A 22,775-nucleotide genomic window follows, 5' to 3' on the forward strand; every position below is an offset into this window, starting at 1 on the left:
CGTGGCGAAGGAGATGAATTAGAAATGATGCGTTTTGTGTGTGTGGCGTTACTGGCTGTGCTTGGTCTGACACCGGCTGCGGCGCAGCAGCCTCTGAAGATCGGCTTCATTACGACTCTGTCCGGTCCTGGCGGCTATCTCGGCCAGGATATCCGCGATGCGTTTCAGCTTGCGATCGATGCGGAAGGCGGAAAGCTCGGTGGCGTGCCGGTCCAGCTCGTCATTGAGGACGACGGCCTGAAGCCCGGACAGGCCAAGCAGACCGCCGAGCGGATGATGAAGACCGACGGCATCAAGCTGTTCACCGGCGTGGTATTCTCCAATGTCGCCGGCGCGATCGTGCCGGACATCGTCGACAATGGCGGAATCTTCGTCAGCGCCAATGCCGGCCCGTCGAATCTGGCGGGCAAGGAATGCCACAAGAATTACTTCGTGATGTCGTGGCTGACCGACACCATGCAGGGCAGCGCCGGCCAGAACGCGAACTCGCTCGGCTTCAAGCGCGCTTTCGTGCTGGCGCCGAACTATGTCGCCGGCAAGGATGCGATCGAAGGCTTCAAGCGCTTCTTCAAGGGCCAGGTGATCGGGGAGGTCTATACGCGTCTCGATCAGACCGATTACGCGGCCGAGATGGCGCAGATCCGCGCCGCAAAGCCGGACGTCGTGTTCCATTTTCATCCGGGTGCGCTCGGCATTGCCTTCATGCGGCAGTATCAGCAGGCCGGTCTGCTCGGCACAATTCCGATGGTGCTCGCCGAGCCGTCGATGGACCACACCTTGCTCAGGACCGTCGGTGAAGCAGCCCTCGGCACCGATGTGTCGGGCGCATGGAATGCCGACTTCGACAACCCGGTGAACAAGGCCTTCGTGGAGGCGTTCACGAAGAAATACGGCCGCACGCCGACGATGTATGCGGCGCAGGGTTACGACACCGCGATTGCGATCGGCGCTGCGCTCAAGGCGATCGACGGCAAGATCGACAATGTCGACGGTTTTCGTGCGGCAATGTTGAAGGCGGACTACAAGCTTACGCGCGGCGCCTTCAAGTTCGGCAAGAACCAGCATCCGGTGCAGGACTGGTACGCAATGAAGGTCGAGAAGGATCCGTCCGGGGCAATCGTGCTGAAGACGCGCGAGAAGATCCTGACGGATTACGGCGATCCCTACGCGGCGGATTGCAAACTGTGACGGTGGTTGCCGACACCGTGCGGCTGGTCGGTCCTGATTGCCTGCAACTCGGGACCGCCACCATCCATCGGCTGGCGGACATCGAGCGGATCGGGTGGCCGGTCACGGCTGTTTTTCGCGACCTGACCGGCGATGCATTGCATGAAGCGGCGGCGTCTTATCCAGGCGCCGTCGATGCGGCGGCAGGGACGCTGGCGCTGACCTTCAATTCCTACATCGTCCAGACCCCAGACCATCTGATTCTGATCGACGCCGGCGTCGGCAACGGCAAGGAGCGGTCGGATCGTCCCGCATGGCACCGCCGCGACGGTGACTTCCTCCAGCGGCTGGGGGCGCTCGGCTACAAGCCCGCAGATTTCGACATCGTCATCAATACGCATCTGCACGCCGATCATGTCGGCTGGAACACGATCGGCGGCGGCACCGACTGGCGGCCGACATTTCCCAATGCCCGTTACGTGGTGCCGGAGCGCGAGCTGTCGCACTGGCGGTCGCGCTTTGCCGAAGATGGACACACCCTGCATGGCGCATACGCGGATAGCGTGCAGCCGATCATCGATGCCGGCCAGTACGACCCGGTCGATCTGCCCGCGGAAATCCTGCCCGGCCTCTGGCTCGAGCCGGCGCCCGGCCACACCGGCGGAATGGCGACGGTTCGGCTGGTCGGCGATGGCGGACAGCTGGTTTTTCTGGCAGATGTGCTGCACAGTCCGATCCAGCTCGCGACGCCGGATCTGACATCCAATTTCTGCGTCGATCGGGCGCAGGCACGCGCCACGCGGCGCAGACTGCTTGACGCCTGCGCCGGGACAGAGACAATTGTGGCAACGTATCATTTTCCGCCACCGGTATTCGGGCAGATTGTGAAATCAGGGGCGGGCTTCCGGCTCGTTCCCGTGACGTGAAACCGGACTCCGGATATCGACGGATGAGTGACAACAGGAGGGTACAGTGAGATTAGCCAAGCTTGGCGCCGGAGTGGCGTTGTCGGCATTGCTTGCGACCGGTGCAGTCGCGCAGGAGCCGGTGAAGATCGGATTAATCACGACGCTCTCGGGGCCCGGCGGCTATATCGGCGCCGATGCCCGCGATGCTTTCAACCTCGCGGTCGAGATGGAAGGCGGCAAGCTCGGCGGCGTACCGGTCCAGGTGGTGGTGGAAGATGACGGTCTGAAGCCAGGCCAGGGCAAGCAGATCGCCGACCGCATGATGAAGACCGACGGCATCAAGCTTTTCACCGGCATCATCTTCTCCAACGTGCTCGGGGCGACCGCGCCCGACATCCTGGATGCCGGCGGCATCTATGTGAGCCCGAATGCGGGGCCCTCGAACTTCGCCGGCAAGGACTGCCACAAGAACTATTTCGTGGTGTCCTGGCAGAACGACACCCTGCACGAGAGCGCAGGCCAGAACGCGACCAACCTCGGCTACAAGAAGGCCTTCATCCTGGCGCCAAACTATCCGGCCGGAAAAGATGCGCTCGCGGGCTTCAAGCGCTATTTCAAGGGCGACATCGTCGGCGAGACTTACACGCGTCTCGACCAGACCGACTTCGCGCCGGAAATGGCGCAGATCCGCGCCGCCAAGCCGGACATGGTGTTCCACTTCCATCCGGGCGGCCTCGGCATCACTTTTGCGCGGCAGTATCAGCAGGCGGGCCTGCTCGGCACGATCCCGCTGGTTGTGGCGGCTCCTTCGGTTGACGTAAATATCGTGAAGGCACTGGGCGATGCCGCAGTCGGCACCAATGGCACTACGCATTGGAATGCGGATTTCGACAATCCGGCCAACAAGAAGTTCATGGACGCCTGGGCCAAGAAATATCCCGGCCGTCTGCCGACCTTCTATGCCAGCCAGGCGTACGACACGGCGCTTGCGATGGGAGCTGCGCTGAAGGCGGTCAACGGCGATCTGAAGGACACCGAGAAATTCCGTCAGGCGATGCTGAAGGCGGATTTCGAAGCGGTCCGCGGCAAGTTCAAGTTCGGCCCGAACCAGCATCCGATCCAGGACTGGGTTGCGATCCGGGTGGAAAAAGGTCCGGACGGCGCTCCGGTGATCAAGACGGTCGGCAAGGTCTTCACCGACAAGGGCGACTTCTATTCCAAGGACTGCAAGCTGTAAGAAGCAAGTCGAAGACCGGGAGACATTGTCCTCCCGGTCTTTTCCGCGTTTGAGGTGATGACCGACATGATGTGTTGCCCGGTATGACGCTCGCGCTTGAGCAGATTCTGAACGGCGTTCAGTTCGGCATCATGCTGTTTTTGATGGCGGCGGGACTGACCCTCATCTTCGGCATCATGAACGTCATCAATCTCGCGCATGGCTCGCTCTATATGATCGGAGCCTACGGCGCGGCGCTGGTGGCGGCAAAAACCGGCTCCTTTCTTCTGGCCGTGCCGGCCGGGCTGCTGGCGGCCGCGGTCGCGGGCCTGCTGATCGAGTTCGTGGTCATCCGCAAGCTCTATGATCGCGATCATCTGCAACAGGTGCTGGCAACCTTCGGGCTGATCCTGTTCATCAACGAAGGCACTACGATGCTGTTCGGCCGCACGCCGCTTTTCGTTGGCATGCCGCCGTTCCTCTCCGGCTCCGTCGAGATCATTCCCGGCGTCCCGTACCCGACCTATCGCATCGCGATCATGGTGGTCGGCCTCCTGGTGGCGCTCGGGCTGTATCTCCTGGTCAACAAGACCCGCATCGGCATGCTGGTGCGTGCGGGATCGACCCACCGCGAAATGGTCCGCGCGCTCGGGGTCGACATCCGCCTTCTCTATACTGTCGTCTTTGGGCTCGGCGCGCTGCTCGCGGGGCTGGCCGGGCTGATGGCCGGCCCGTTGCTCGCGGTCCAGGTCGGGATGGGGGAGCAGATCCTCATCCTTACCTTCGTCGTGGTCGTGATCGGCGGGCTTGGCTCGATCCGCGGCGCCTTCTACGGCGCGCTGATCGTCGGCGTCACCGATACCCTGCTGCGCGCTTTTCTGCCGGGGATGCTCAAGACCGTGATGAACGCGTCGGAAGCCGACGCGCTCGGTGCCGGTCTCTCGTCCATGGGCATCTATCTCGTGATGGCGCTGGTGCTCCTGATCCGGCCGCAGGGGCTGTTCCATGCTCAAGGTTGACGAGAAATATGTGGGGCAGGCCGATGCGCCGCCGCACCGGAACTGGTGGCCGGTTGCTGGCACCATCGTCTTCATCCTGTGCGCCGCGGCCTTTCCGGCCGTCGCGAAGTCGATCGGCGATCCGTCGCTGATCGGCCTCGCCATCCGCATCACGATCTACGCAATCGCCGCTGCCAGTCTTAATCTGATCCTCGGCTATGGCGGCATGGTCAGCTTCGGACACGCCGCGTATTTCGGGGTCGGCGGGTATGTCGTCGGTATCCTTTATCACCATTATGTCGACGGCAACCCGTTCCTCGGCTTCATCCCCGGTACCAACCAGTTTCTGATCACCGTGATCGCGGCGGTCGCGATCAGCGGCCTGTGTGCCCTTGTGCTTGGCGCCCTCTCGTTGCGAACGAGCGGCGTGCCCTTCATCATGATCACGCTCGCCTTCGCGCAGATGCTGTTCTTTCTGTTCCTGTCGCTGAAGGCCTATGGCGGCGACGATGGGCTGATCGTGCGGCGCCGCAACGTTCTCTTCGACCTCAACATGGCCGACGACACGACCTTCTATTATCTGACCATATCGATTGCGGTGGTTTACTTTGTGGTCTTTGCGCGGCTGGTGCGCTCGCCGTTCGGAATGCTGCTCGGCGGCATTCGCCAGAATGAACGGCGCATGGCTGCGATCGGGGTATCGACCTATCAATACAAGCTCACCGCATTCGTGATCGCCGGCATGGGCGCAGGCCTTGCCGGCGCGCTGATGGCGAACTACTCCAAGTTCGTATCGCCCGACATGCTGCACTGGACCAAGTCGGGCGACCTGATGATCATGATCATCCTTGGCGGCACGGGAACGCTGCTTGGTCCGGCGCTCGGCGCGGCGTTGCTGATCGGGCTCGAGACGGTCCTGACCTCGTGGACCGAACATTGGAAGTTCTTCCTGGGCCCGATCCTGATCGTGATCGTGCTGTTCTCCTCGGGTGGGTTGATGTCGCTGTTCTCCGGCTGGAGCCGCAAACGTGAGTGAGCCGCTTCTCAAGGTCGATCGCCTGACCAAGCGCTTCGGCGGCCTGATCGCGACAAACAGTCTTTCGCTCGATGTCGTGGAAGGCGAGCTGCACGCGCTGATCGGTCCGAACGGCGCCGGCAAAACAACATTTATCTCGCAGATCGCGGGCGAATTGCATCAGGATTCAGGCACCATCCATTTCGACGGCAAGGAGATCAGCGGCTGGAAAACGCCGGAGCGCGTGCAACATGGACTGGCCCGCTCGTTCCAGATCACGCAATTGCTTCCCGACTACACGACCCTCGACAATGTGGCGCTTGCAGTACAGACGAGGCGTGGTCATTCGTACCAGTTCTTCGTCGATGCGCGCCGCGTCACCGATGTCCGCGACGAGGGGCGCCAGCATCTCGATCGTGTAGGCCTGGGCGGCCGCTCGGACATCTTGGTCTCCGAGCTGTCGCACGGCGAACAGAAGCAGCTCGAGCTTGCGATCGCGCTGGCGACGAAGCCGCGCATGATGCTGCTGGACGAGCCGATGGCCGGCCTCGGTACGGCCGAATGTGCGCGAATGATCGACTTGCTCAAAGTGCTGAAGACGGAAGTCACCATCCTTCTGGTCGAGCACGACATGGACGCGGTGTTCGCTCTGGCCGATCGAATCTCCGTGCTCGTCAACGGCGAGCGGATTGCAACCGGCTCCGCTGAAGACATCCGCACCAACGAGGCGGTGCGGGTCGCCTATCTCGGTGAGGGCGACGCATGATGCTGAAGGTCGAGAAGCTGCAGGCGCGCTATGGCCGCAGCCAGGTGTTGTTCGACATCGACCTGTCGGTCGGCGACGGCGAGATCGTGACCCTGCTCGGTCGCAACGGGATGGGCAAGACCACGACCATCCGGTCGATCATGGGGCTGACGCCGCCCGCCGGCGGCAGCGTCGAATTCGCAGGACAGTCGGTCGCCGGGCGTGCGCCGGAAGTCATCGCACGCGGCGGCATCGGTCTCGTGCCGGAGGGGCGGCAGGTGTTTCCGCTTCTGACCGTGTTCGAGAATCTGGTCGCGACCGCGGCCAACCGCCTGAAGCGCAAGAATCCCTGGACCCTGGAAGAAGTCTTCAGGCTGTTCCCGAGGCTGGAAGAGCGGCGCAATCAATATGCCCGCACGTTGTCAGGCGGTGAGCAGCAGATGCTCGCGGTCGGGCGTGCGCTGATGACCAACCCGCAATTGCTCATTCTCGACGAGGCGACCGAGGGGCTTGCGCCGGTGATCCGGTCCGAAATCTGGAACTGCATCTCCCTGCTGAAATCGCGCGGGCAGTCGATCCTGATCGTGGACAAGAATTTGTCGGTGCTGAAGCGCATCGCCGACCGGCATTTCGTTATCGAGAAAGGCCGCACAGTGTGGCGCGGCACCAGCGCCGATATGGATCGTGACGCCGATCTCGTGCACCGCTATGTGACGGTGTAGGGCGCTGAGCTTACGTCAGTTGATCCTGACTGCATCTCCATCGGTTCGTCCCCGCGCAAGCGGAGACCCAGATTCTGGATTCCCGCTTTCGCGGGAATGAACGGAGTTTGTTGCAGCTCCGCAGACCGCCCCGATCATGACGATCGTTGGTCCCTCGGGAAGCACCGCGTCTGCGAGCGCGCCGATCGTTGCTGTCACAACTTGCTCCTCAGGCCGGGTCGCATTGGCGATCGCGAGGGCAGGCGTCGTCGGATCGAGTCCTGCCGCAAGCGCGCGATTGGCGAACTGCCGCAGTGTCTTCTTCGGCATGTAGATGACAGTGGTCGCAGCCGGGTCGGCGACGCTGCGCCAGTCGATGTCCTCGGGCAGCAAGCCGTTCTCGCCATGGCCGGTGAGATATTGCACGCGACGCGCGGCGCTGCGATGCGTCAGCGACAGTCCAAGTCGGCTCGCGGCGCCCTGTGCGGCGGTCACGCCCGGCACCACCTCGATCGCGATGCCAGCCTCGCGGCAGGCTGCGATTTCCTCGCCCGCGCGCCCGAAGATCATAGGGTCGCCACCCTTCAGCCGCACCACCCGGCGGCCCGACTTGGCGAGCCCCACCATCAACGTGTTGATTTCGGATTGCTTGCATGATGGGCCGTGCCCGGCTTTGCCGACCAGCATGCGCTTGGCCTCCCGCCGCGCGAAATCCAGCACCTCATTCGAAACGAGATCATCGTACAGGATCACGTCGGCTGATTGGAGTGCGCGCACGGCGCGAAGCGTGAGCAATTCCGGGTCACCGGGGCCGGCGCCGACGAGGGTCACCGATCCATGCTCGGCAGCGGGGGCCTCGCTTCTTGTTTGACTCAGCAGCGCATCGAAATCGGCAGGAGAGGGCGCGCCGTTCGGATTCTGCAGGGCGGTGCGGGTGAAGACCTGCCAGAACAGGCGGCGGCCATTGAACGGCAGACCCGACTGTTTCAACGCTTCGCGCCAGTTGCGTGCGGCCTCCGCCCAGCGCGCGAAGCCCGCGGGCAGCATTGCTTCGATGCGCGAGCGGATCGCCTGCGCGAAGACCGGGGCCGCGCCATCGGTCGAGATCGCAACAACGAGCGGCGAGCGGTTGACGATGGCGCCGAACGAGAAATCGCAATAGCCCGGCTTGTCGATCACGTTGCAGGGGATGCCCGCGGCACGCGCAGCGGCCTGGAATTGCCGGGCCTCCTCATCGGTGTCGCAAGCGGCGATGGCAAGGGCCTGGCCTTCCATCGCATCAGGAGTCCAGGGCTTGCGATGCAGCGTGATCTCGCCCGAAGGCGGAGTGGCTGCTACCGCGAGCAATTCGTCGCTCGGGTTGGTGGCATAGACCTCGACGTGAGCGCCGGCCGCCGCCAGCAATTCCACCTTCCAGGCTGCAGCCGCGTTGCTTCCCGCGATTAACACGCGCTTGCCATGCAGCGAGAAGAATACCGGCAACCGTGCCAGCGGGTTCATGCGCGGCGGCGGGCTCTCAGAGGGCGAGCGAGTCTTGTCGTGCATGCCGGTCACGATGTCCTTCTTGAGCCACGATTTTCTTCAGTTCGGGCAGGCAGGAGCCGCAATTCGTCCCCGCGCGTAGTGCTCTGCCGATGCCTGCGACGTCGGTCGCTGCGCCGGTGACGAGCGCGATGCGAATGGTGTTGAGGCCGACGCCGAAGCAGGCGCAGACGACAGGTCCGGCGTCCACCATGCCATCGGCCGATTGTCCGGACAGGAGAATGCGGCGCTGTCGCTCGTCCAGTGTTTCCGCGGCGAGATGTGCTTTCGCGACGTCCCATTTCGGCCGCCGCGAGGCCGGTCCGACAAACAGGCAACATACAAGCCGTCCATCGGCGAAGCCTGCGGCTCTGTAGATGCCGTGTGGTTCGTCGAGATATTCCGACAAAGAGACATCGGGCGGAGCGTTGTCATGCATCCAGCCGCGCCAGCGATCGGGGCCATCGTTGCAGGCGAACAAAATGCCATCGCCGCCGTCTACGGAGGAGCGCGCCCACCACGTGTGGTTCGGCAGGCTCACGGACTGCTTGCTGAGCAGGAACCCGGCGAAACGGAAATCGACGCGCGTGATCGAGGCCGGTGTGGCCTTGGATTCGGGCTGCCCGGAGAACGGGTCGGTCGCCGGAGTGACGAGTTCTCCGATACGTGCGGAAGATGCATTCGCCTCACTCCAGTGGATCGGCACGAACAACGATCCGCGTTGCTGGCCATCGCTGACGCGCACCTTCAGCACGACGGCTCCGTACGGTGTGGTCACGTTGGCGAAATCGTCGTCCGCTAGTGCGGCGTTCACCGCGTCATCGGGATGAATTTCGACGAATGGCTCAGGCAGATGCGAGGCGAGCCGGGAACTCAGACCCGTTCGTGTCATCGTATGCCATTGGTCGCGAATGCGACCGGTATTGAGAATGAACGGAAACGCGGCATCGGTCGCCGACCGCAGCGCCGGCCGTTCCGGTGCAACGAAGCGACCCCGCCGGTCCGGTGTGAAGAATCCGCCCTCCGCGAAGAAGCGCGTTTCCGCGGCTGTATCTGGCGAGGCTCTCGGCCATTGGAACGGCGCGAGGGCATCGAAAGCCGCGTCGTCAAGATCCGCACAGGCGCCGATATCGAAATCGCGACTGCCATCGTTTTCAAAAGCGGAGAGGGCGGCATGCTCGCGGAAAACATCCGCCGCGCTTTCGTAAGCGAAGGCGTCGCCAAAGCCGAGCCGCCGCGCGACCTGCGTGACGATCCACCAGTCGGGCTTCGCTTCGCCCGGCAACGGCAGAAAGGCGCGCTGGCGCGAAATGCGGCGCTCCGAATTCGTCACCGTCCCGCTTTTCTCGCCCCAGGCTGCGGCCGGAAGCAGAATGTGCGCGCCGCATGCGACCGTGTCGTTCGACAGAACGTTCTCGGACACGACGAACAATTCGAGCTGGCTTAATGCCGAGCGTACGGCGCCTGCATCCGGCAGCGACACCGCCGGATTGGTCGCCATCACCCACAGCGCCTTGATCTCGCCGCGGGCGATTGCCTCGAACATCTGCACCGCTTTCAGCCCCTGGCGCTGCGCCATGTTCGGCGCATCCCAGAAGCGGCCGACGCGATCGATCTCGTCAGGCGAGAAGCCCATATGGGCGGCAAGCTGGTTGGCGAGCCCGCCCACCTCGCGGCCGCCCATCGCATTCGGCTGACCCGTCAGCGAGAACGGTCCCATGCCGGGCTTGCCGATGCGGCCGGTGGCGAGATGGCAATTGATGATGGCGTTGACCTTGTCGGTGCCCTGCGCCGACTGGTTCACACCCTGTGAATAGCAGGTGACGACGCGTTCGTTGGTGCGGAACAGATCGAAGAAATGCGCGATGTCGGCCGGGTCGAGACCGGTGGCCGCCGCAACCGCATCCAGACTCGGGGCCAGTGCGCGGCATCGCTCGAGCGCGGCTTCGAAACCGGACGTGTGGGTATCGATATAGCCGAAGTCAATCGCGGTGCTGTCGGCGAGATGCGCGAGCAGGCCGGCGAACAGCACGGTGTCCATGCCGGGTGCCATGGAGAGGAACAGGTCCGCCTCTTCGGCCGTGACCGTGCGGCGGGGGTCGACGACGACGATCTTGGCGCCGCGTTCGCGCCTGTGCTTCACCATGCGCTGGAACAGAACCGGGTGGCACCAAGCGGCGTTCGAGCCGACCAGCACGATCACATCGGCGCAATCGAGATCGGCATAGCAGCCGGGCACGGTATCCGCTCCGAACGCGCGGCGGTGGCCGGCGACCGAGGAGGCCATGCAGAGCCGCGAATTGGTGTCGACATTGGCTGTGCCGATAAAGCCTTTCATCAGCTTGTTGGCGACGTAGTAATCTTCGGTCAGCAATTGGCCGGACAGGTAGAAGGAGACCGCATCCGGTCCGTCGCGAGCGATGATGCGGCGGAAACCGTCGGCGGTTTGATCGAGAGCTGTGTCCCAGTCCGTGCGGATGTAGGTCGCGTCCGGCTGGCGCAGCATCGGATGCAGCAACCGCGTACCGAGCGAGAGGGTTTCGCCGAGCGCTGAGCCTTTCGAACAAAGCCGCCCGAGATTCGCTGGGTGATCGGGATCGCCGGAGACCATTGCGCCGCCGCGCCCGTCGGGCGAGGCAAGCACGCCGCAGCCGACACCGCAATAAGGGCAGGTGGTGCGGATGACGGGTGGCGTGTTTGAGGGCGCGTTCATGACGCGCCGTATTCAAACGACGTCAGGTTCTGCGGCCGCTGAGACACCACGACCATCAATATACGTCCTGCTGATAGCGTCCGCGCTTCTTCAGGTCGGCGACGAAGGCAATCGCCTCGTCGGTCGAGCGCGCGCCGTGCTGCGCAACGATGTCGACCAGCGCGCGCTCGACGTCCTTCGCCATGCGCTTGGCATCGCCACACACATAGATATGGGCGCCGTCGGCGAGCCATGACCATAGATCCCGCCCCACCTCTCGCATCCGGTCCTGGACGTAGAATTTCTGACCGCTGTCTCTGGACCACGCAAGCGATAGACGCGTCAGCACGCCGGCGGCCTTCATTGCGGCGAGTTCATCCTCGTAGAAATAGTCATGGTCGCGCCGCTGATGCCCGAAGAACAGCCAGTTTCGGCCCGGAGCTTTGGTGATCATCCGCTCGTGCAGGAAGGCCCGGAACGGCGCGACTCCCGTGCCGGGGCCGACCATGATGACCGGGACCGACGGATCGGCGGGCAGGCCGAAGGCGTGCGCCTTCTGCACATAGACCTGGATCGGCGCACCCGGCCCGATACGCTCGGCGAGATAGGTCGAGGCGACGCCGAGCCGCGTGCGACCTGCAATCGGATAGCGTACCGTATCGACGGTCAGCGACAGCCGGCCGGGTTCGACCTTGGGGGACGACGAGATCGAATAGAGCCTGGGCTGCAGCGGCTCGAGCGCCTCGATGAAGGCTTCCGGATCGGGTGCGATCCCAGCGAATTTCTCGAGCGTGGCCAGCACGTCGAGCGTTTCCGCGTCGCCATCCGGGTCTTCGCCGGAGGCGAGCGCCTTGGCCTTCTGCCGCCGCTCGCCGCCGGTGATGTAGGAGAACAGCTGGAACAGCGAGTCCGGTGCGGGCGATAGCGCGACCGTCTCGATCAGGATATCGCGCAATGCTCGGCCGCCGATGTCGAAATCGGGCGAAACGCCAAGCGCCTTGACGATGGCATCCGCAAGGGCGGGATCGTTCTTCGGGAACAGGCCGAAGGCGTCTCCCACGACGTAATCAAGTTTCGCCGCGCTGAGATCGAAATCGAGGTGCCAGGTGTCCTTCTCGGAGCCCGGCTTGTTGAGCCTGTAGCGGCCGACGAAAGTCGCGGTCGCAGGATTGTCGCGCGAGCGGCCGGCGTCTCCTGCGGGTTGCGGGTTAGCGGGCCTGGCCTCTGCCGGGACTTTCGCCACGGCCGGCGCCTTGTCCATCTCCTCGTAGAGCGACTTCAGCATGCGGGCGGTTTCCTTGCCGCCGGGCACGCAAAGGTTCAGCCGCTCCTCGGACTTGTCGACAATCTTGTCGGCATAGTCGCTGCAATTGTAGCCGCACTGGCCGCAATCCTGCTGGGCCATCGCCGCCATCATCCGCCGCCGCAACGGACGGCCCTCGGCGAGCGTCATCCGCTCGGCCATCGGCAGGGTCTGGTCGTGCCACGGCGCTTCGCCGTCGTCGCCGTCGCCAGTGCTGCCGGACATCATCGCCGCATTCTGCTCGGGCGACAGCGCGGTGACGCCCGCGCCGTCTAGCGAAACGAGGCCGGCGAAGAATCCGTTCAGCCAGGCGCGCTGCTCGGGCGAGAACGGCGCGGTCTCCGGAATGAGGTTGGGGATGGGAGGCGGCAGGGCGGTCATTCTACCGCCTCCGCGTCGAACATTCCCTTCAGTGCTTCGACCTCATGGCGCTTGGCGAAAGCCAGGAAAGTCTCATCCGCCGACGCACGATGCGCGAGATAGCCTTTCAGCATGCGCTCGACGACCTTCGGCGCGGTCTCCGCCTTCACATCGCGGTAGATTTCGCGGCCGATCGCGGCATCCGGCCCGAAGCCGCCGCCGACATGGACATGATAGCCATCGACACTGTCGCCGTCGTCGTTGATCGCAACATGCGCACCGATCAGACCGATATCGCCGATATAATGCTGTGCGCAGGAGTGATGGCAGCCGGTGAGATGGATGTTGACCGGCGTATCGAGCGATACGCGCGCGTCGCACCAATGTGCGATCTCCTCGGCATTCTCCTTGGTATGTGCGCCGGCGAAGCGGCAGCCGGTGGCACCCGTGCAGACGACAAGCCCGGCGCGCACGGAGGTTGCCTGCGTGCACAGGCCGAGCGCCGCGATCTCGCTTTCGACCTGCGTGACCTTGTCCGCCGGAACGCCGGAGAGCAGCAGGTTCTGCCAGACGGTGAGGCGGATATCGCCATCGCCATGCTCGCGCGCGATCCTCGCGACGCCGCGCATCTGCTCTACCGTCATCTTGCCGACCGGGAGAACAACACCGATCCAGAACAGCCCGTCCTGCTTCTGCGGATGTACGCCGATATGGGCGAGCCGGTCGAATACCGGACGTGGCTCCAGCGCGTCGGCCGGAACACGGGTGAGCGCGCGGCCGAGCTTTTCCTCCACCGCGGACAGGAATTTGTCGAAGCCCCAGGCATCCAGCACGTATTTCAGCCGCGCCTTGTTGCGGTCGGTGCGGTTGCCGTGCTCGATGAAGACGCGAACGATGGCGTCGGAAATCGCGGTCGCTTCCGAGGGCTTCACGATCACGCCGGTATCGCGCGCGAAATCCCTGTGACCCGTGATGCCGCCGAGCGTGAGCTTGAACCAGATGCCGGGCTCGGCGCCGAACCCGTCCTTCACCAGCACCGCCTGGAAACCGATATCGTTGGTCTCCTCCAGCACCGCGATGCGGCCGGCGCCGTCGAAAGCGACGTTGAACTTCCGCGGCAGTCCGTACAGAGAACGGTCGTTGAGGATGTGATGGTGCCACTTCCGCGCATAGGGCCGGGTGTCGAGCAGTTCCTGCGGGTCGATGCCGGCGGTCGGCGTGCCCGTGACATTGCGGATATTGTCGGCGCCGGAGCCGCGCGAGCACAGCCCCAGGTCCTGGATCGCTTCGACCACATTGGTGGCGTTCGCAGGCTCGATCTCGCGCAATTGGAGATTGGCGCGCGTGGTTACGTGCGAATAGGGCCCGGCATAATTTTCCGCGACATCGGCAAGGCCGGCGAATTGCCAGTGCGTCAGGATGCCGTTCGGAATCCGCAGCCGGCACATATACGAGGATTGCGCCGGCGCGACATAGAACAGGCCGAAATAGCGCCAGCGGAAATTGTCGGCGGGCTTGGGCGGCTCGTTCTTCTCCGCTTGTTCGCGCAGCCTCGGATACGCATCGAAGGGATGCAGTTCGCGCTTGAACTTCTCCTGATCGGCGAGCTTGCCGCCGGCCGCTATGGTGCGGTCCTGTGCCTTGATGTGGATCGCGTCCGGGCCGGTCGGCTCGCCTTTTCCCCCGCCGCCCGCGCCTCTGGCAGCACGCGCCGTGGAAAGGCCTGACACGAAGCCTTCCAGATAGCGTTTCTGATCGGGGGTGAAATCGCCGGACATGTCAGGCCGCCAGATCCTGTTTGGTCTTGTCCTGTTCGGTCTTGTCCCGGTTGATCTTGTCCTGTCTGGTCCTGTCCTGCCTTATCTCGTCCGGATTGTGCTGGTCCAGCCTGGTTGCGCGTTCGGCCAGGGCACGACCGAACGCGAGTTCGTTGCGGAAGCGGTCCGTCGGTGCGCCGGTGCGGATCAGGTCGAGATACCAGAGCCCGTCCGCGGTATCGCCGAACAGCACAGCGCCGACGAGGCGGTCGTTCCTGATGACGAGCTTCTTGTAGACGCCGAGGCCGGGATCGCGGAGCAACACCTGCTCGGTGCCGGGCGCACCGAGATAGTCACCGGCCGAAAACACGTTGACGCCTGTTACCTTGAGATTGGTGGCGGGGGTGCTGCCGATATAACGCGCACTGCCGCCGCCAAGGCGGTCGGCCAGCACCGTGGCCTGCTCATAGGCCGGCTCGACAAGGCCGACGCAACGTCCGTCATGCTCGGCGCATTCGCCGATGGCGTAGAGGCCGGGAATATCGGTCTGCATGCCGTCATCGACGACGATGCCGCGATTGATCGACACGCCGGCCGTGCGCGCCAGTGCGACATTGGGCGCGATGCCGGCCGCCATCACCACAATATCGGCTGGAATGATGCGGCCATCTTTCAGTTCGACATGCTCGACATTCTGGCTGCCCGCGAACCGCGCGGTCTCGGCATTGAGAAGGACATCGATGCCCTTCATCTCCACCGCAGCCTTCAGCATCTCCGCTGATTCCGCGTCGAGCTGGCGCTCCATCAGGCGGTCCATCAGATGCACGACCGTGACCTTGGCGCCGGCCTTGGCGAGCCCGTAGGCCGCCTCGAGCCCGAGCAGACCGCCGCCGATCACCACGGCATTGCATCGCCCGGCGGATTTCAGCACGTCGACATCGCGCAGGTCGCGGAAGGTCATCACGCCCGGCAATTCGCGTCCCGGGATCGGCAGCACGATCGGACGCGAGCCGGTGGCGAAGACAAGCTTCGAATAGGGAATGGTGGCGCCGCTCGCGAGCCTGACGCGGCGGATGTCGCGGTCGATCGCGGTGGCGGCTTGGCCGTAGAGCACGGTTACGCCGCGATCGCGCCACCAGCGCCTGGACTTCAGTTCGATATCGCTCTGCGCGACCTCGTCGGCCAGCACCGACGAGAGCAGTACGCGATTATAGGCCAGCGCCGGCTCCTCGCCGATCACGGCAATGGCGTAGCGCCCGAGCGCGTGCGCGGACAGCCGCTCCACGAGCTTTGCCGCGGCCATGCCATTGCCGACGATGACGAGGGACTCGCTCACCTTTGCCTCACGCCGCTTCGACGAAGCGATGTCGTTCGTAAAGGAATTCCAGCACGCGCTGGCGGCATTTCAGGTAGGTCTGGTTCGCTGCGAGCTCCAGGCGCTTGCGCGGCCGTGGCAGCGGCACGTCCAGAATCTCACCGATGCGGGCGGCTGGGCCGTTGGTCATCATCACGATGCGGTCGGAAAGCAGAACCGCCTCGTCGACATCGTGGGTGATCATCATCACGGTGTTGCCGAGCTTCTGATGGATCGCCATGACCGAGTCCTGCAGGTGGGCGCGGGTCAGCGCGTCGAGCGCGCCGAACGGTTCGTCGAGCAGCAGAACCTTCGGCTCCATCGCGAGCGCGCGCGCGATGCCCACGCGCTGCTTCATGCCGCCGGAAACTTCGCCCGGCCGCTTGTCCTTGGCGTGCGTCATCTGCACCAGTTCGAGATTGTGCATGACCCAGTCATGACGCTCGGTGCGCGACTTGACGCCGGAGAAGACCTTGTTCACCGCCAGACTCACATTGTCGTAGACGGTGAGCCACGGCAGCAGCGAATGGTTCTGGAATACGACGGCGCGGTCGGGTCCGGGGTCGTTGACCTCCCGGTCTTCCAGCAAGACGCCGCCGGATGTGGCATCGGTCAATCCGGCGACGATGTTGAGCAGGGTGGACTTGCCGCAGCCGGAATGCCCGATGATCGAGACATATTCGCCCTTGTCGATGCTGAGGTCGATATCCTTGAGGACGTTGGTCTCCTGCGACCCGCGTTTGAAAATCTTGTTGACCTGCTCGATCTGCAAATAATGTTTCATCGTAACCTCCTAATTCGCAGCCGTGCCGCGGGTGACGATATTGGCGAGCATCGCGACGATGCGATCCAGGATGAAGCCCACGACGCCGATGTAAATGAGCGCGACGACGATGTCGGACAGGCGCGACGAGTTCCAGGCATCCCAGATGAAGAAGCCGATGCCGACGCCGCCGGTCAGCATCTCCGCCGCCACGATGGCGAGCCACGAGAGGCCGATCCCGATGCGAAGCCCCGTGAAGATGTAGGGCGCCGCAGACGGGATCATGATTTTCCAGAAAAACTCGAGATGGTTGAGCCGGAGAACGCGCGAGACGTTGCGGTAGTCCTGCGGGATGTTGCGGATACCGACCGCGGTGTTGATGATGATCGGCCACACCGAAGTGATGAAAATTACGAAGATGGCGGAAGGCTGGCTGTCGCGGAACGCTGCCAGCGAAATCGGCAGCCAGGCAAGCGGCGAGATGGTGCGCAGCACCTGGAAGATCGGATCGAGACCGCGCATCGCCCAGACCGATTGGCCAATGATGGTGCCAAGCAGGATGCCGATCACAGCGGCGAAGCCGTAGCCGACCGCGACACGCTGCAGTGACGTCAACACGCGCCAGCCAAGCCCGATGTCCTGCGGACCGGCCACAAAGAACGGATCGACGATCAGGTCGTAGGCTTCGCTCCAGATCTTGGTGGGAGAGGGGAGCGTGGCGCCCGGCTTCATGCAGAGGATCTGCCAGACCGTCAGGATGAGCGCGAGCATCACCAGCGGCGGGATCACATTGGCGGCGATGTCACGCAACGCGGGGAGAAGCTTCGCGCGCACGAAACTCGGCTTGGGCGGCGTGATGCGCAGAACATCAGCCGTTGGCAGGGTCGTTGCGACACTGGGCTCTGTCTTCAGAACGGTCATCGTCATCTGCAATATCTCCGCGAGGGGAAGCGGCGCCGCGGCATTGCGCGGCGCCGTACGCGATCATTGGCGCGACTACACTTCGACGCGCTTGATGGAGAGCGACTTCAGGTAGGCCTGCGGGTCGGCGGGATCGAAGACCTTGCCGTCAAAGAAGGTCTCCTTGCCGCGTGAGGGCGATGCCGGGATATCGGCGGCCGCGACCGAGAGTTGCTTGGCGGCTTCGCGCCACAGGTCTTCGCGGTTCACCTTGTTGACGAGGCCGCTGATGTCGGTCGACGGCTCGAACTTGCCCCAGCGGATGTCCTCGGTAACGAACCAGGCGTCATGGCTCTTGAACGGGTAGGACGCGTGGTCCTGCCAGAACTTCATGAACTGCTTGGTGCCCTTCTCGACGCGGCCGTTGCCGTAGTTGATGTCGCCATTGGCGCGGCCGATGATGTCGGCGACCGGCACGTTGAACCACTGGCGCTTGCCGACGATGGTCGACATTTCCTGCCGGTTCTCCGGCTTGTCGCACCATTGCTGGGCCTCCATCACCGCCATCAGCAGCGCTTTCGCAGCGTTCGGATATTTGTCGACCCATGCGGCGCGCATGCCGAGCGCTTTCTCAGGATGCTTGGCCCAGAGTTCTCCGGTCGAGCAGGCGGTGAAGCCGATATTCTGGTTGACGAGCTGCTCGTTCCACGGCTCGCCGACGCAGAACGCGTCCATGTTGCCGACCTTCATGTTGGCCACCATCTGCGGCGGCGGAACGACGATGGTCGAGATATCCTTGTCGGGATCGATGCCGCCGGCGGCGAGCCAATAGCGAATCCAAAGATCGTGGGTGCCGCCCGGGAAGGTCATTGCGACCTTTACTTCCTTGCCGGAGGCTTTCTTCTTCTCGAAGGCAGTCTTGAGCGGCGAGGCGTCCGTGGTGACCTTGAGGTCCTTGTACTCGTTGGAAACGGAAATCGCCTGTGCATCGAGATTGAGGCGAGCCAGCAGATACATCGGTGTCGGCACGTTGTTCTGCGTCACCTTTCCGGTCGAGATCAGGTAGGGCATCGGCGTCAGGATATGCGCGCCGTCGATGCCGTTTTTCTCGGAGCCGAGCACCATGTTGTCGCGGGTGGCGCCCCAGGAGGCCTGCTTGGACACTTCGACGTCGGGCATGCCGTATTTGGCGAAGATGCCTTTCTCCTTGGCTATCACCAGCGGAGAGGCGTCCATCAGCGCGATGTAACCGAGGATCGCTTTCTTCACTTCGGGGCCGGACGCGTGCGCGATCGGGAGGCCGAACGGGAACTGGGTCTTCACCGCGCCAAGCAAAGCCGCAGTGCCGGCCGTGCCCTTCAGAAGCGTGCGGCGGCTGATCCGGCCTTTAAACTCATTCCCTCGTTCTTTCGACATCGACTATCCCTCTGTCAGTCTCTGATGGGCCCGGCGGGGTCCAATGGGTCGCCAAAACAAAAAAGCCGCTCATCCGGCAGGCGCCCGTTCCCCTCGCGGGGCTGGCTCCTTGGGATGGCGGCTTCGCCTGGTCGATCCGTCGTTGGATCGGATTTGGCACCCGACGACACGGGTGCCTTTCGCACTCTTCTTTACAAGCTTCGTGCCAACTTCGGTTCGGAACGATTCCAGAATTAAGTCAGAGACTTATCGAAAATCCCGCGAATCGCCTGTCGGCGCGAAAAGCTGAAGATTGCCGCATCAGGGGTCTCATCTGACGCGCGATTGTGCAACGCAGCGCAGCTGACCGCCGCTCGATAAGCGGATGAGAAGGGCTTATCGGCGCCGGATTTTCCAGCCGTCGAGATGCGCCGCGATGTTGTCCGGATCGAAGGCCGGACCGGTGAAAGCGCCGACGCGGTCTGCGGGTTCGGAGGCCGGGAGCGGCGGCTGCGGCCCGAGGATTTCGTCATAAAGGTCCGGCCGGAACGTCGCCTTGGCCTCCGCCAAATTCTCCGCGGACATCAGGGCCTGGCCCCAGCGTACCATTTGCGCGTAGAGCCAAGCGGCCTGCACCGGATCGGGACGCGCGGCGCCGTCGCGTCCGACCAGGAGATAGCGGCCGCTCGATCGGAAGGTACCGTCGGGCGACACTTTCAGCCGGCCGTCTAGCGTGCGGCGGATGACCTCCGGCGCCACGGCGATGCGATCCGGAGCGGACAGGATGGCGGCGACCTCGTCTCGGTTGTCCGGATTTTCGACGAAGTCGGCCGCGCGGCCATGCGCCCGCACCAGCCGGCGGAACACATCCGGATTGTCGTCGGCCCAGCGCGCGCGTACCGCCAGCACCTTTTCGGCGGCTCGCTGAAAGATCTCCGACACGAAATGCAGGATGTGCCCGATCCCGAGATCGACCGCGACCGAATTCCACGGCGCGCCGACACAGAAGGCATCGACATGCTTGTTGGCGAGACTCTCCACCATATAGGGCGGCGGCAGCACGATCAGCCGCACATCCTGATCGGGGTCGACGCCGCCGGCCGCCATCCAGAACCGCAGGTGATAATTATGCGTGGAGTAGGGGAAGGTCATGCCGAAGGTCAACGGCTCCTCGCCGCGGGCGCGCCGGTCCATCACGACGCGGGCGAGCGCGCGCGACGACACCATCGGATCGGTGAGGTCGCCGTCGGCGGCGTCCTTCAGCGCGGCATGGAGGGCAGGGGATACCGTGATTGCGTTTCCGTTCAGCCCGAGGCCGAAGGCGGTGATGATCGGCACCTTGACGTGACCCAAGCCGAGGCTCGAGGCGATCGCCACCGGCGCCAGCAGGTGCGCCGCATCGAACAGCCCGATATTGAGCTTGTCGCGGACATTCGACCATGACACCTCGCGCACCAGTTCGACATCCACGCCTTCCTCGGCGGTGAAGCCCTTGTCGACGGCGACGATCAGCGCGGTTGCGTCGGCCAGCGGGATAAAGCCGATGCGGATGCGTTTGCCGCCGGTCATTTGAACATCTCCGCGGCGGTGATCACCGATTGCGCGATATCGGCGATCTTCTTGTTTTCCTTCATCGCGGTACTCCGCAACAACGCATAGGCCTCGTCTTCCGTCAGCTTTTTGGCCGACATCAATATTCCCTTGGCGCGGTCGATGACCTTGCGCTCCTCCAGCGCGCTTTTGGTTCGGTCGAGCTCTTCCTGCAGCCTGGCGAAGGCGTTGAAGCGCGAGATGCAGGTATCGAGGATGTACTTGATGCGCTCTTTCTTCAGCCCGTCGACGATGTAGGAGGCGACACCGGCATCGACCGAGGCCTGGATCGAGGCGGTGTCGCTCTGGTCGACGAACATCGCAATGGGACGCTTCACGATGCGGCTGACCTGGAACATCTGCTCCAGCACGTCGCGGCTCGGATTTTCCAGGTCGATCAGGATGACGTCGGGGTCGATCTTGTAAATGCGGGCGAGCAGATTCTGCATCTCGGCGATGCGGATCACGTCGGTAAACCCGGCCTCGCGCAGGCCCTCTTCGAGGATTGCAGAGCGCACCGGGCTTTCGTCCACGATGACGATCTTCAGCAACAGGTCCACGCCCGGGGAAGCAGTCATTCCGGGTCTGCAGCCGGGCGTTGGGCCGGGTTTCCTAGAAAGATCGCCGGACATCGCAATGCCACGCGAATGGGCAAGACCTGCCATGCGAAGCGGCAGAGCGTCTGGCCTTTTGACCCCCGGCCGATCTAGTATTCTCGTGACAAATCCGGCGCATGTCCGGGGCAATGCAGGAACGGGGCCATCCCGGTTCCAGCCGACCCCGACCGATGCCAATACGGGAGAACGCCAATGTCCGCCGCTTCGTCTGCCGCCTCAATCGCCGTTTCAGGTTCCGTCGCCCCCATCCACGGCCTGCACCATTTCGCCTGGCGCTGTCGGGACGCGGAAGAGACCCGGCATTTCTACGAGGATCTGCTCGGGCTCCCGCTCGCCCATGTCATCAAGGCCGACCACGTTCCCTCGACTGGCGAATATTGTCCCTATGTCCATGTGTTCTTCGAGATGAAGGACGGTTCCTACATCGCCTTCTTCGATCTCGGCGACAACGAGGCTGCGGTGCCGTCACCCAACACGCCGCCCTGGGTCAATCATCTGGCGCTGCGCATGGATTCGATCGAGGAAGTGGTCGACGCCAAGAAGCGGCTGGAAGCAGCCGGCGTCGACGTCATCGGCATCACCGATCACGGCTTCATCCACTCGATCTATTTCTTCGATCCGAACGGCATCCGGCTCGAACTGACGACCGAGAACCTGTCCGACAAGGAAGCGGCGGAGTTCAAGGCCAGCGCGCACCGCGAACTCGACGCCTGGACCAAGGAAAAGGCGGAGCGGGCGAAGGCGCCGGCGGCCTGACGGCGCTCCTCTGGCGCACAAGCGACGGTTCGCCGAGCGGCGGCGGCGCTTGACCGTGCCGCCCGGAGCGACGACAAGCCTCCACGCATGAACCTCCATCAGCCTTTCACGTTACCGCCGCCATCGGCGCGCGCCGACCTCACCATGAAGGATGGCGCGATCATCCGGCTGCGCCGCTACGGGCGGCCCGGCGCCACCCGCATCGTGCTCGGCCATGGCAACGGGCTTGCGATCAACGCCTATGCGCCGTTTTGGCTGCCGCTGGCCGAACGCTACGATCTCGTCGCCTTCGACATGCGCAATCACGGCGAGAACCCGCTGCATACCCAGGAGGGGCATGTCTGGGAGAATTTCTTCTCCGATATCGAAGAGGTATTCCAGGGCATCCGCACGCATTTCGGTCCGGCCAGAACGGTTGCGGCGATGCATTCGCTGTCGTCGATGGCGACGCTCGAACATGCATGGCGCAATCGCGGCCGCTGGGATGCGGTCTGTGTGTTCGATCCGCCGATGTCGCCGCCGGCCGATCATCCGCTGATGGCGACGCAGGGGCCCGACTCGGCGCGGCTGTCCTCGCGCGCCGCGCGCCGGCAGGCGATCTTCGACACGCAGGAGGAACTGGCCGCGCAATACGACCGGCCGGCTTTTGCCCTCTGGCGGCCTGGACAGGCCGGTCTTCTGGCGCAGGCGACCTCGCGCCGCATGCCGGACGGGCGGTGGACGCTATGCTGCCCGCCCGCATTCGAGTCTTATGTCTTCGGCCACAAGAAAGACCCGACGCTGTTCCACCGCATGCGCGAGATCGGCGTGCCGTTGCGGATCATTGCGGGCGATCCGGATTCGCCTTACGCGAGCCCGTCCGCGGCGGTGGCCAAGGCGGCGCATGACGAACATGGCGTCGATGTCGCGATGATTCCGGGTACGACGCATTTCCTGCAATTCGAGGAGCCGGAAGCCTGCCGCGACCGGCTGGTCGAATTCATCCGGATGCATGGACTTGATTCTGAATAAGCGAGC

19 protein-coding genes are annotated in these 22,775 nt (G+C 63.7%); 9 read left to right on the forward strand and 10 right to left on the reverse strand.

All coding sequences use genetic code 11. The features are described from left to right. Positions 1-24: 24 nt before the first annotated feature. The 7 genes from AC5I5I_RS14515 (at position 25) to AC5I5I_RS14545 (ending at position 6,771) form a co-directional block, all read left to right on the forward strand. Positions 25-1,188, forward strand: a complete 1,164-nt coding sequence (locus AC5I5I_RS14515) for an ABC transporter substrate-binding protein (RefSeq protein ID WP_495974199.1) — start codon at positions 25-27, stop codon at positions 1,186-1,188. Beyond that, positions 1,185-2,093, forward strand: coding sequence for an MBL fold metallo-hydrolase (locus tag AC5I5I_RS14520; RefSeq protein ID WP_495974201.1), 909 nt, complete (start codon positions 1,185-1,187; stop codon positions 2,091-2,093). The genes AC5I5I_RS14515 and AC5I5I_RS14520 overlap by 4 nt, the downstream gene beginning before the upstream one ends. 46 nt (positions 2,094-2,139) lie before the next feature. Continuing rightward, a complete protein-coding gene (locus AC5I5I_RS14525; protein WP_495974203.1) occupies positions 2,140-3,312 on the forward strand; it encodes an ABC transporter substrate-binding protein in 1,173 nt (390 codons plus the stop codon). Positions 3,313-3,395: 83 nt separating this feature from the next. Next, the gene (locus tag AC5I5I_RS14530) at positions 3,396-4,310 is read left to right on the forward strand and encodes a branched-chain amino acid ABC transporter permease (protein ID WP_495974205.1); all 915 of its coding nucleotides are present in this window, start codon (positions 3,396-3,398) and stop codon (positions 4,308-4,310) included. Next, complete coding sequence (locus AC5I5I_RS14535) at positions 4,297-5,325, forward strand: branched-chain amino acid ABC transporter permease (RefSeq protein ID WP_495974207.1); 1,029 nt, start codon at positions 4,297-4,299, stop codon at positions 5,323-5,325. The genes AC5I5I_RS14530 and AC5I5I_RS14535 overlap by 14 nt, the downstream gene beginning before the upstream one ends. After that, positions 5,318-6,070 (forward strand): ABC transporter ATP-binding protein, encoded by a 753-nt coding sequence (locus AC5I5I_RS14540; protein ID WP_495974209.1) that lies wholly within the window; start codon positions 5,318-5,320, stop codon positions 6,068-6,070. The genes AC5I5I_RS14535 and AC5I5I_RS14540 overlap by 8 nt, the downstream gene beginning before the upstream one ends. Next, complete coding sequence (locus AC5I5I_RS14545; RefSeq protein ID WP_495974785.1) at positions 6,070-6,771, forward strand: ABC transporter ATP-binding protein; 702 nt, start codon at positions 6,070-6,072, stop codon at positions 6,769-6,771. The genes AC5I5I_RS14540 and AC5I5I_RS14545 overlap by 1 nt, the downstream gene beginning before the upstream one ends. 15 nt (positions 6,772-6,786) lie before the next feature. On the opposite strand, the gene cysG is transcribed toward AC5I5I_RS14545, so the two are convergent. The 10 genes from cysG to AC5I5I_RS14595 form a co-directional block, all read right to left on the reverse strand. Continuing rightward, positions 6,787-8,295 (reverse strand): siroheme synthase CysG, encoded by a 1,509-nt coding sequence (cysG, locus tag AC5I5I_RS14550; RefSeq protein ID WP_495974211.1) that lies wholly within the window; start codon positions 8,293-8,295, stop codon positions 6,787-6,789. Beyond that, on the reverse strand, positions 8,267-10,984 hold the full coding sequence (locus tag AC5I5I_RS14555) for a molybdopterin-dependent oxidoreductase (protein ID WP_495974213.1): 2,718 nt from the start codon (positions 10,982-10,984) through the stop codon (positions 8,267-8,269). Before AC5I5I_RS14555 ends, cysG begins: the two co-directional genes overlap by 29 nt. Positions 10,985-11,039: 55 nt before the next feature. After that, on the reverse strand, positions 11,040-12,647 hold the full coding sequence (locus AC5I5I_RS14560) for a sulfite reductase subunit alpha (protein ID WP_495974215.1): 1,608 nt from the start codon (positions 12,645-12,647) through the stop codon (positions 11,040-11,042). Beyond that, entirely contained in the window at positions 12,644-14,404 is a 1,761-nt protein-coding gene (locus AC5I5I_RS14565; RefSeq protein ID WP_495974217.1) for a NirA family protein, read from the reverse strand. Before AC5I5I_RS14565 ends, AC5I5I_RS14560 begins: the two co-directional genes overlap by 4 nt. Position 14,405: 1 nt before the next feature. Beyond that, entirely contained in the window at positions 14,406-15,719 is a 1,314-nt protein-coding gene (locus tag AC5I5I_RS14570) for an NAD(P)/FAD-dependent oxidoreductase (RefSeq protein ID WP_495974219.1), read from the reverse strand. Between the two features lie 7 nt (positions 15,720-15,726). Next, positions 15,727-16,521, reverse strand: coding sequence for an ABC transporter ATP-binding protein (locus tag AC5I5I_RS14575; RefSeq protein ID WP_495974221.1), 795 nt, complete (start codon positions 16,519-16,521; stop codon positions 15,727-15,729). A 9-nt stretch (positions 16,522-16,530) separates the two neighbouring features. Continuing rightward, complete coding sequence (ntrB, locus tag AC5I5I_RS14580) at positions 16,531-17,427, reverse strand: nitrate ABC transporter permease (protein ID WP_495974223.1); 897 nt, start codon at positions 17,425-17,427, stop codon at positions 16,531-16,533. Positions 17,428-17,496: 69 nt separating this feature from the next. Further along, positions 17,497-18,816, reverse strand: coding sequence for a CmpA/NrtA family ABC transporter substrate-binding protein (locus AC5I5I_RS14585; protein ID WP_495974225.1), 1,320 nt, complete (start codon positions 18,814-18,816; stop codon positions 17,497-17,499). Between the two features lie 375 nt (positions 18,817-19,191). Next, positions 19,192-20,364 carry a CmpA/NrtA family ABC transporter substrate-binding protein gene (locus tag AC5I5I_RS14590; RefSeq protein WP_495974227.1) on the reverse strand — a complete coding sequence of 391 codons (1,173 nt, stop codon included), beginning with the start codon at positions 20,362-20,364 and terminating at the stop codon, positions 19,192-19,194. Beyond that, positions 20,361-20,963: an ANTAR domain-containing response regulator gene (locus tag AC5I5I_RS14595; RefSeq protein ID WP_495974229.1), complete on the reverse strand. Its 603-nt coding sequence runs from the start codon at positions 20,961-20,963 to the stop codon at positions 20,361-20,363. The genes AC5I5I_RS14590 and AC5I5I_RS14595 overlap by 4 nt, the downstream gene beginning before the upstream one ends. A 231-nt stretch (positions 20,964-21,194) precedes the next feature. On the opposite strand from AC5I5I_RS14595, the gene AC5I5I_RS14600 reads away from it, so the two are divergent. Both AC5I5I_RS14600 and AC5I5I_RS14605 read left to right on the forward strand, forming a co-directional pair. Further along, a complete protein-coding gene (locus tag AC5I5I_RS14600; RefSeq protein ID WP_495974231.1) occupies positions 21,195-21,758 on the forward strand; it encodes a VOC family protein in 564 nt (187 codons plus the stop codon). An 87-nt stretch (positions 21,759-21,845) separates the two neighbouring features. Further along, the gene (locus AC5I5I_RS14605) at positions 21,846-22,769 is read left to right on the forward strand and encodes an alpha/beta fold hydrolase (RefSeq protein WP_495974233.1); all 924 of its coding nucleotides are present in this window, start codon (positions 21,846-21,848) and stop codon (positions 22,767-22,769) included. The last annotated feature ends 6 nt before the right edge of the window (positions 22,770-22,775 follow it).

This window comes from Pseudorhodoplanes sp. (assembly GCF_059499825.1).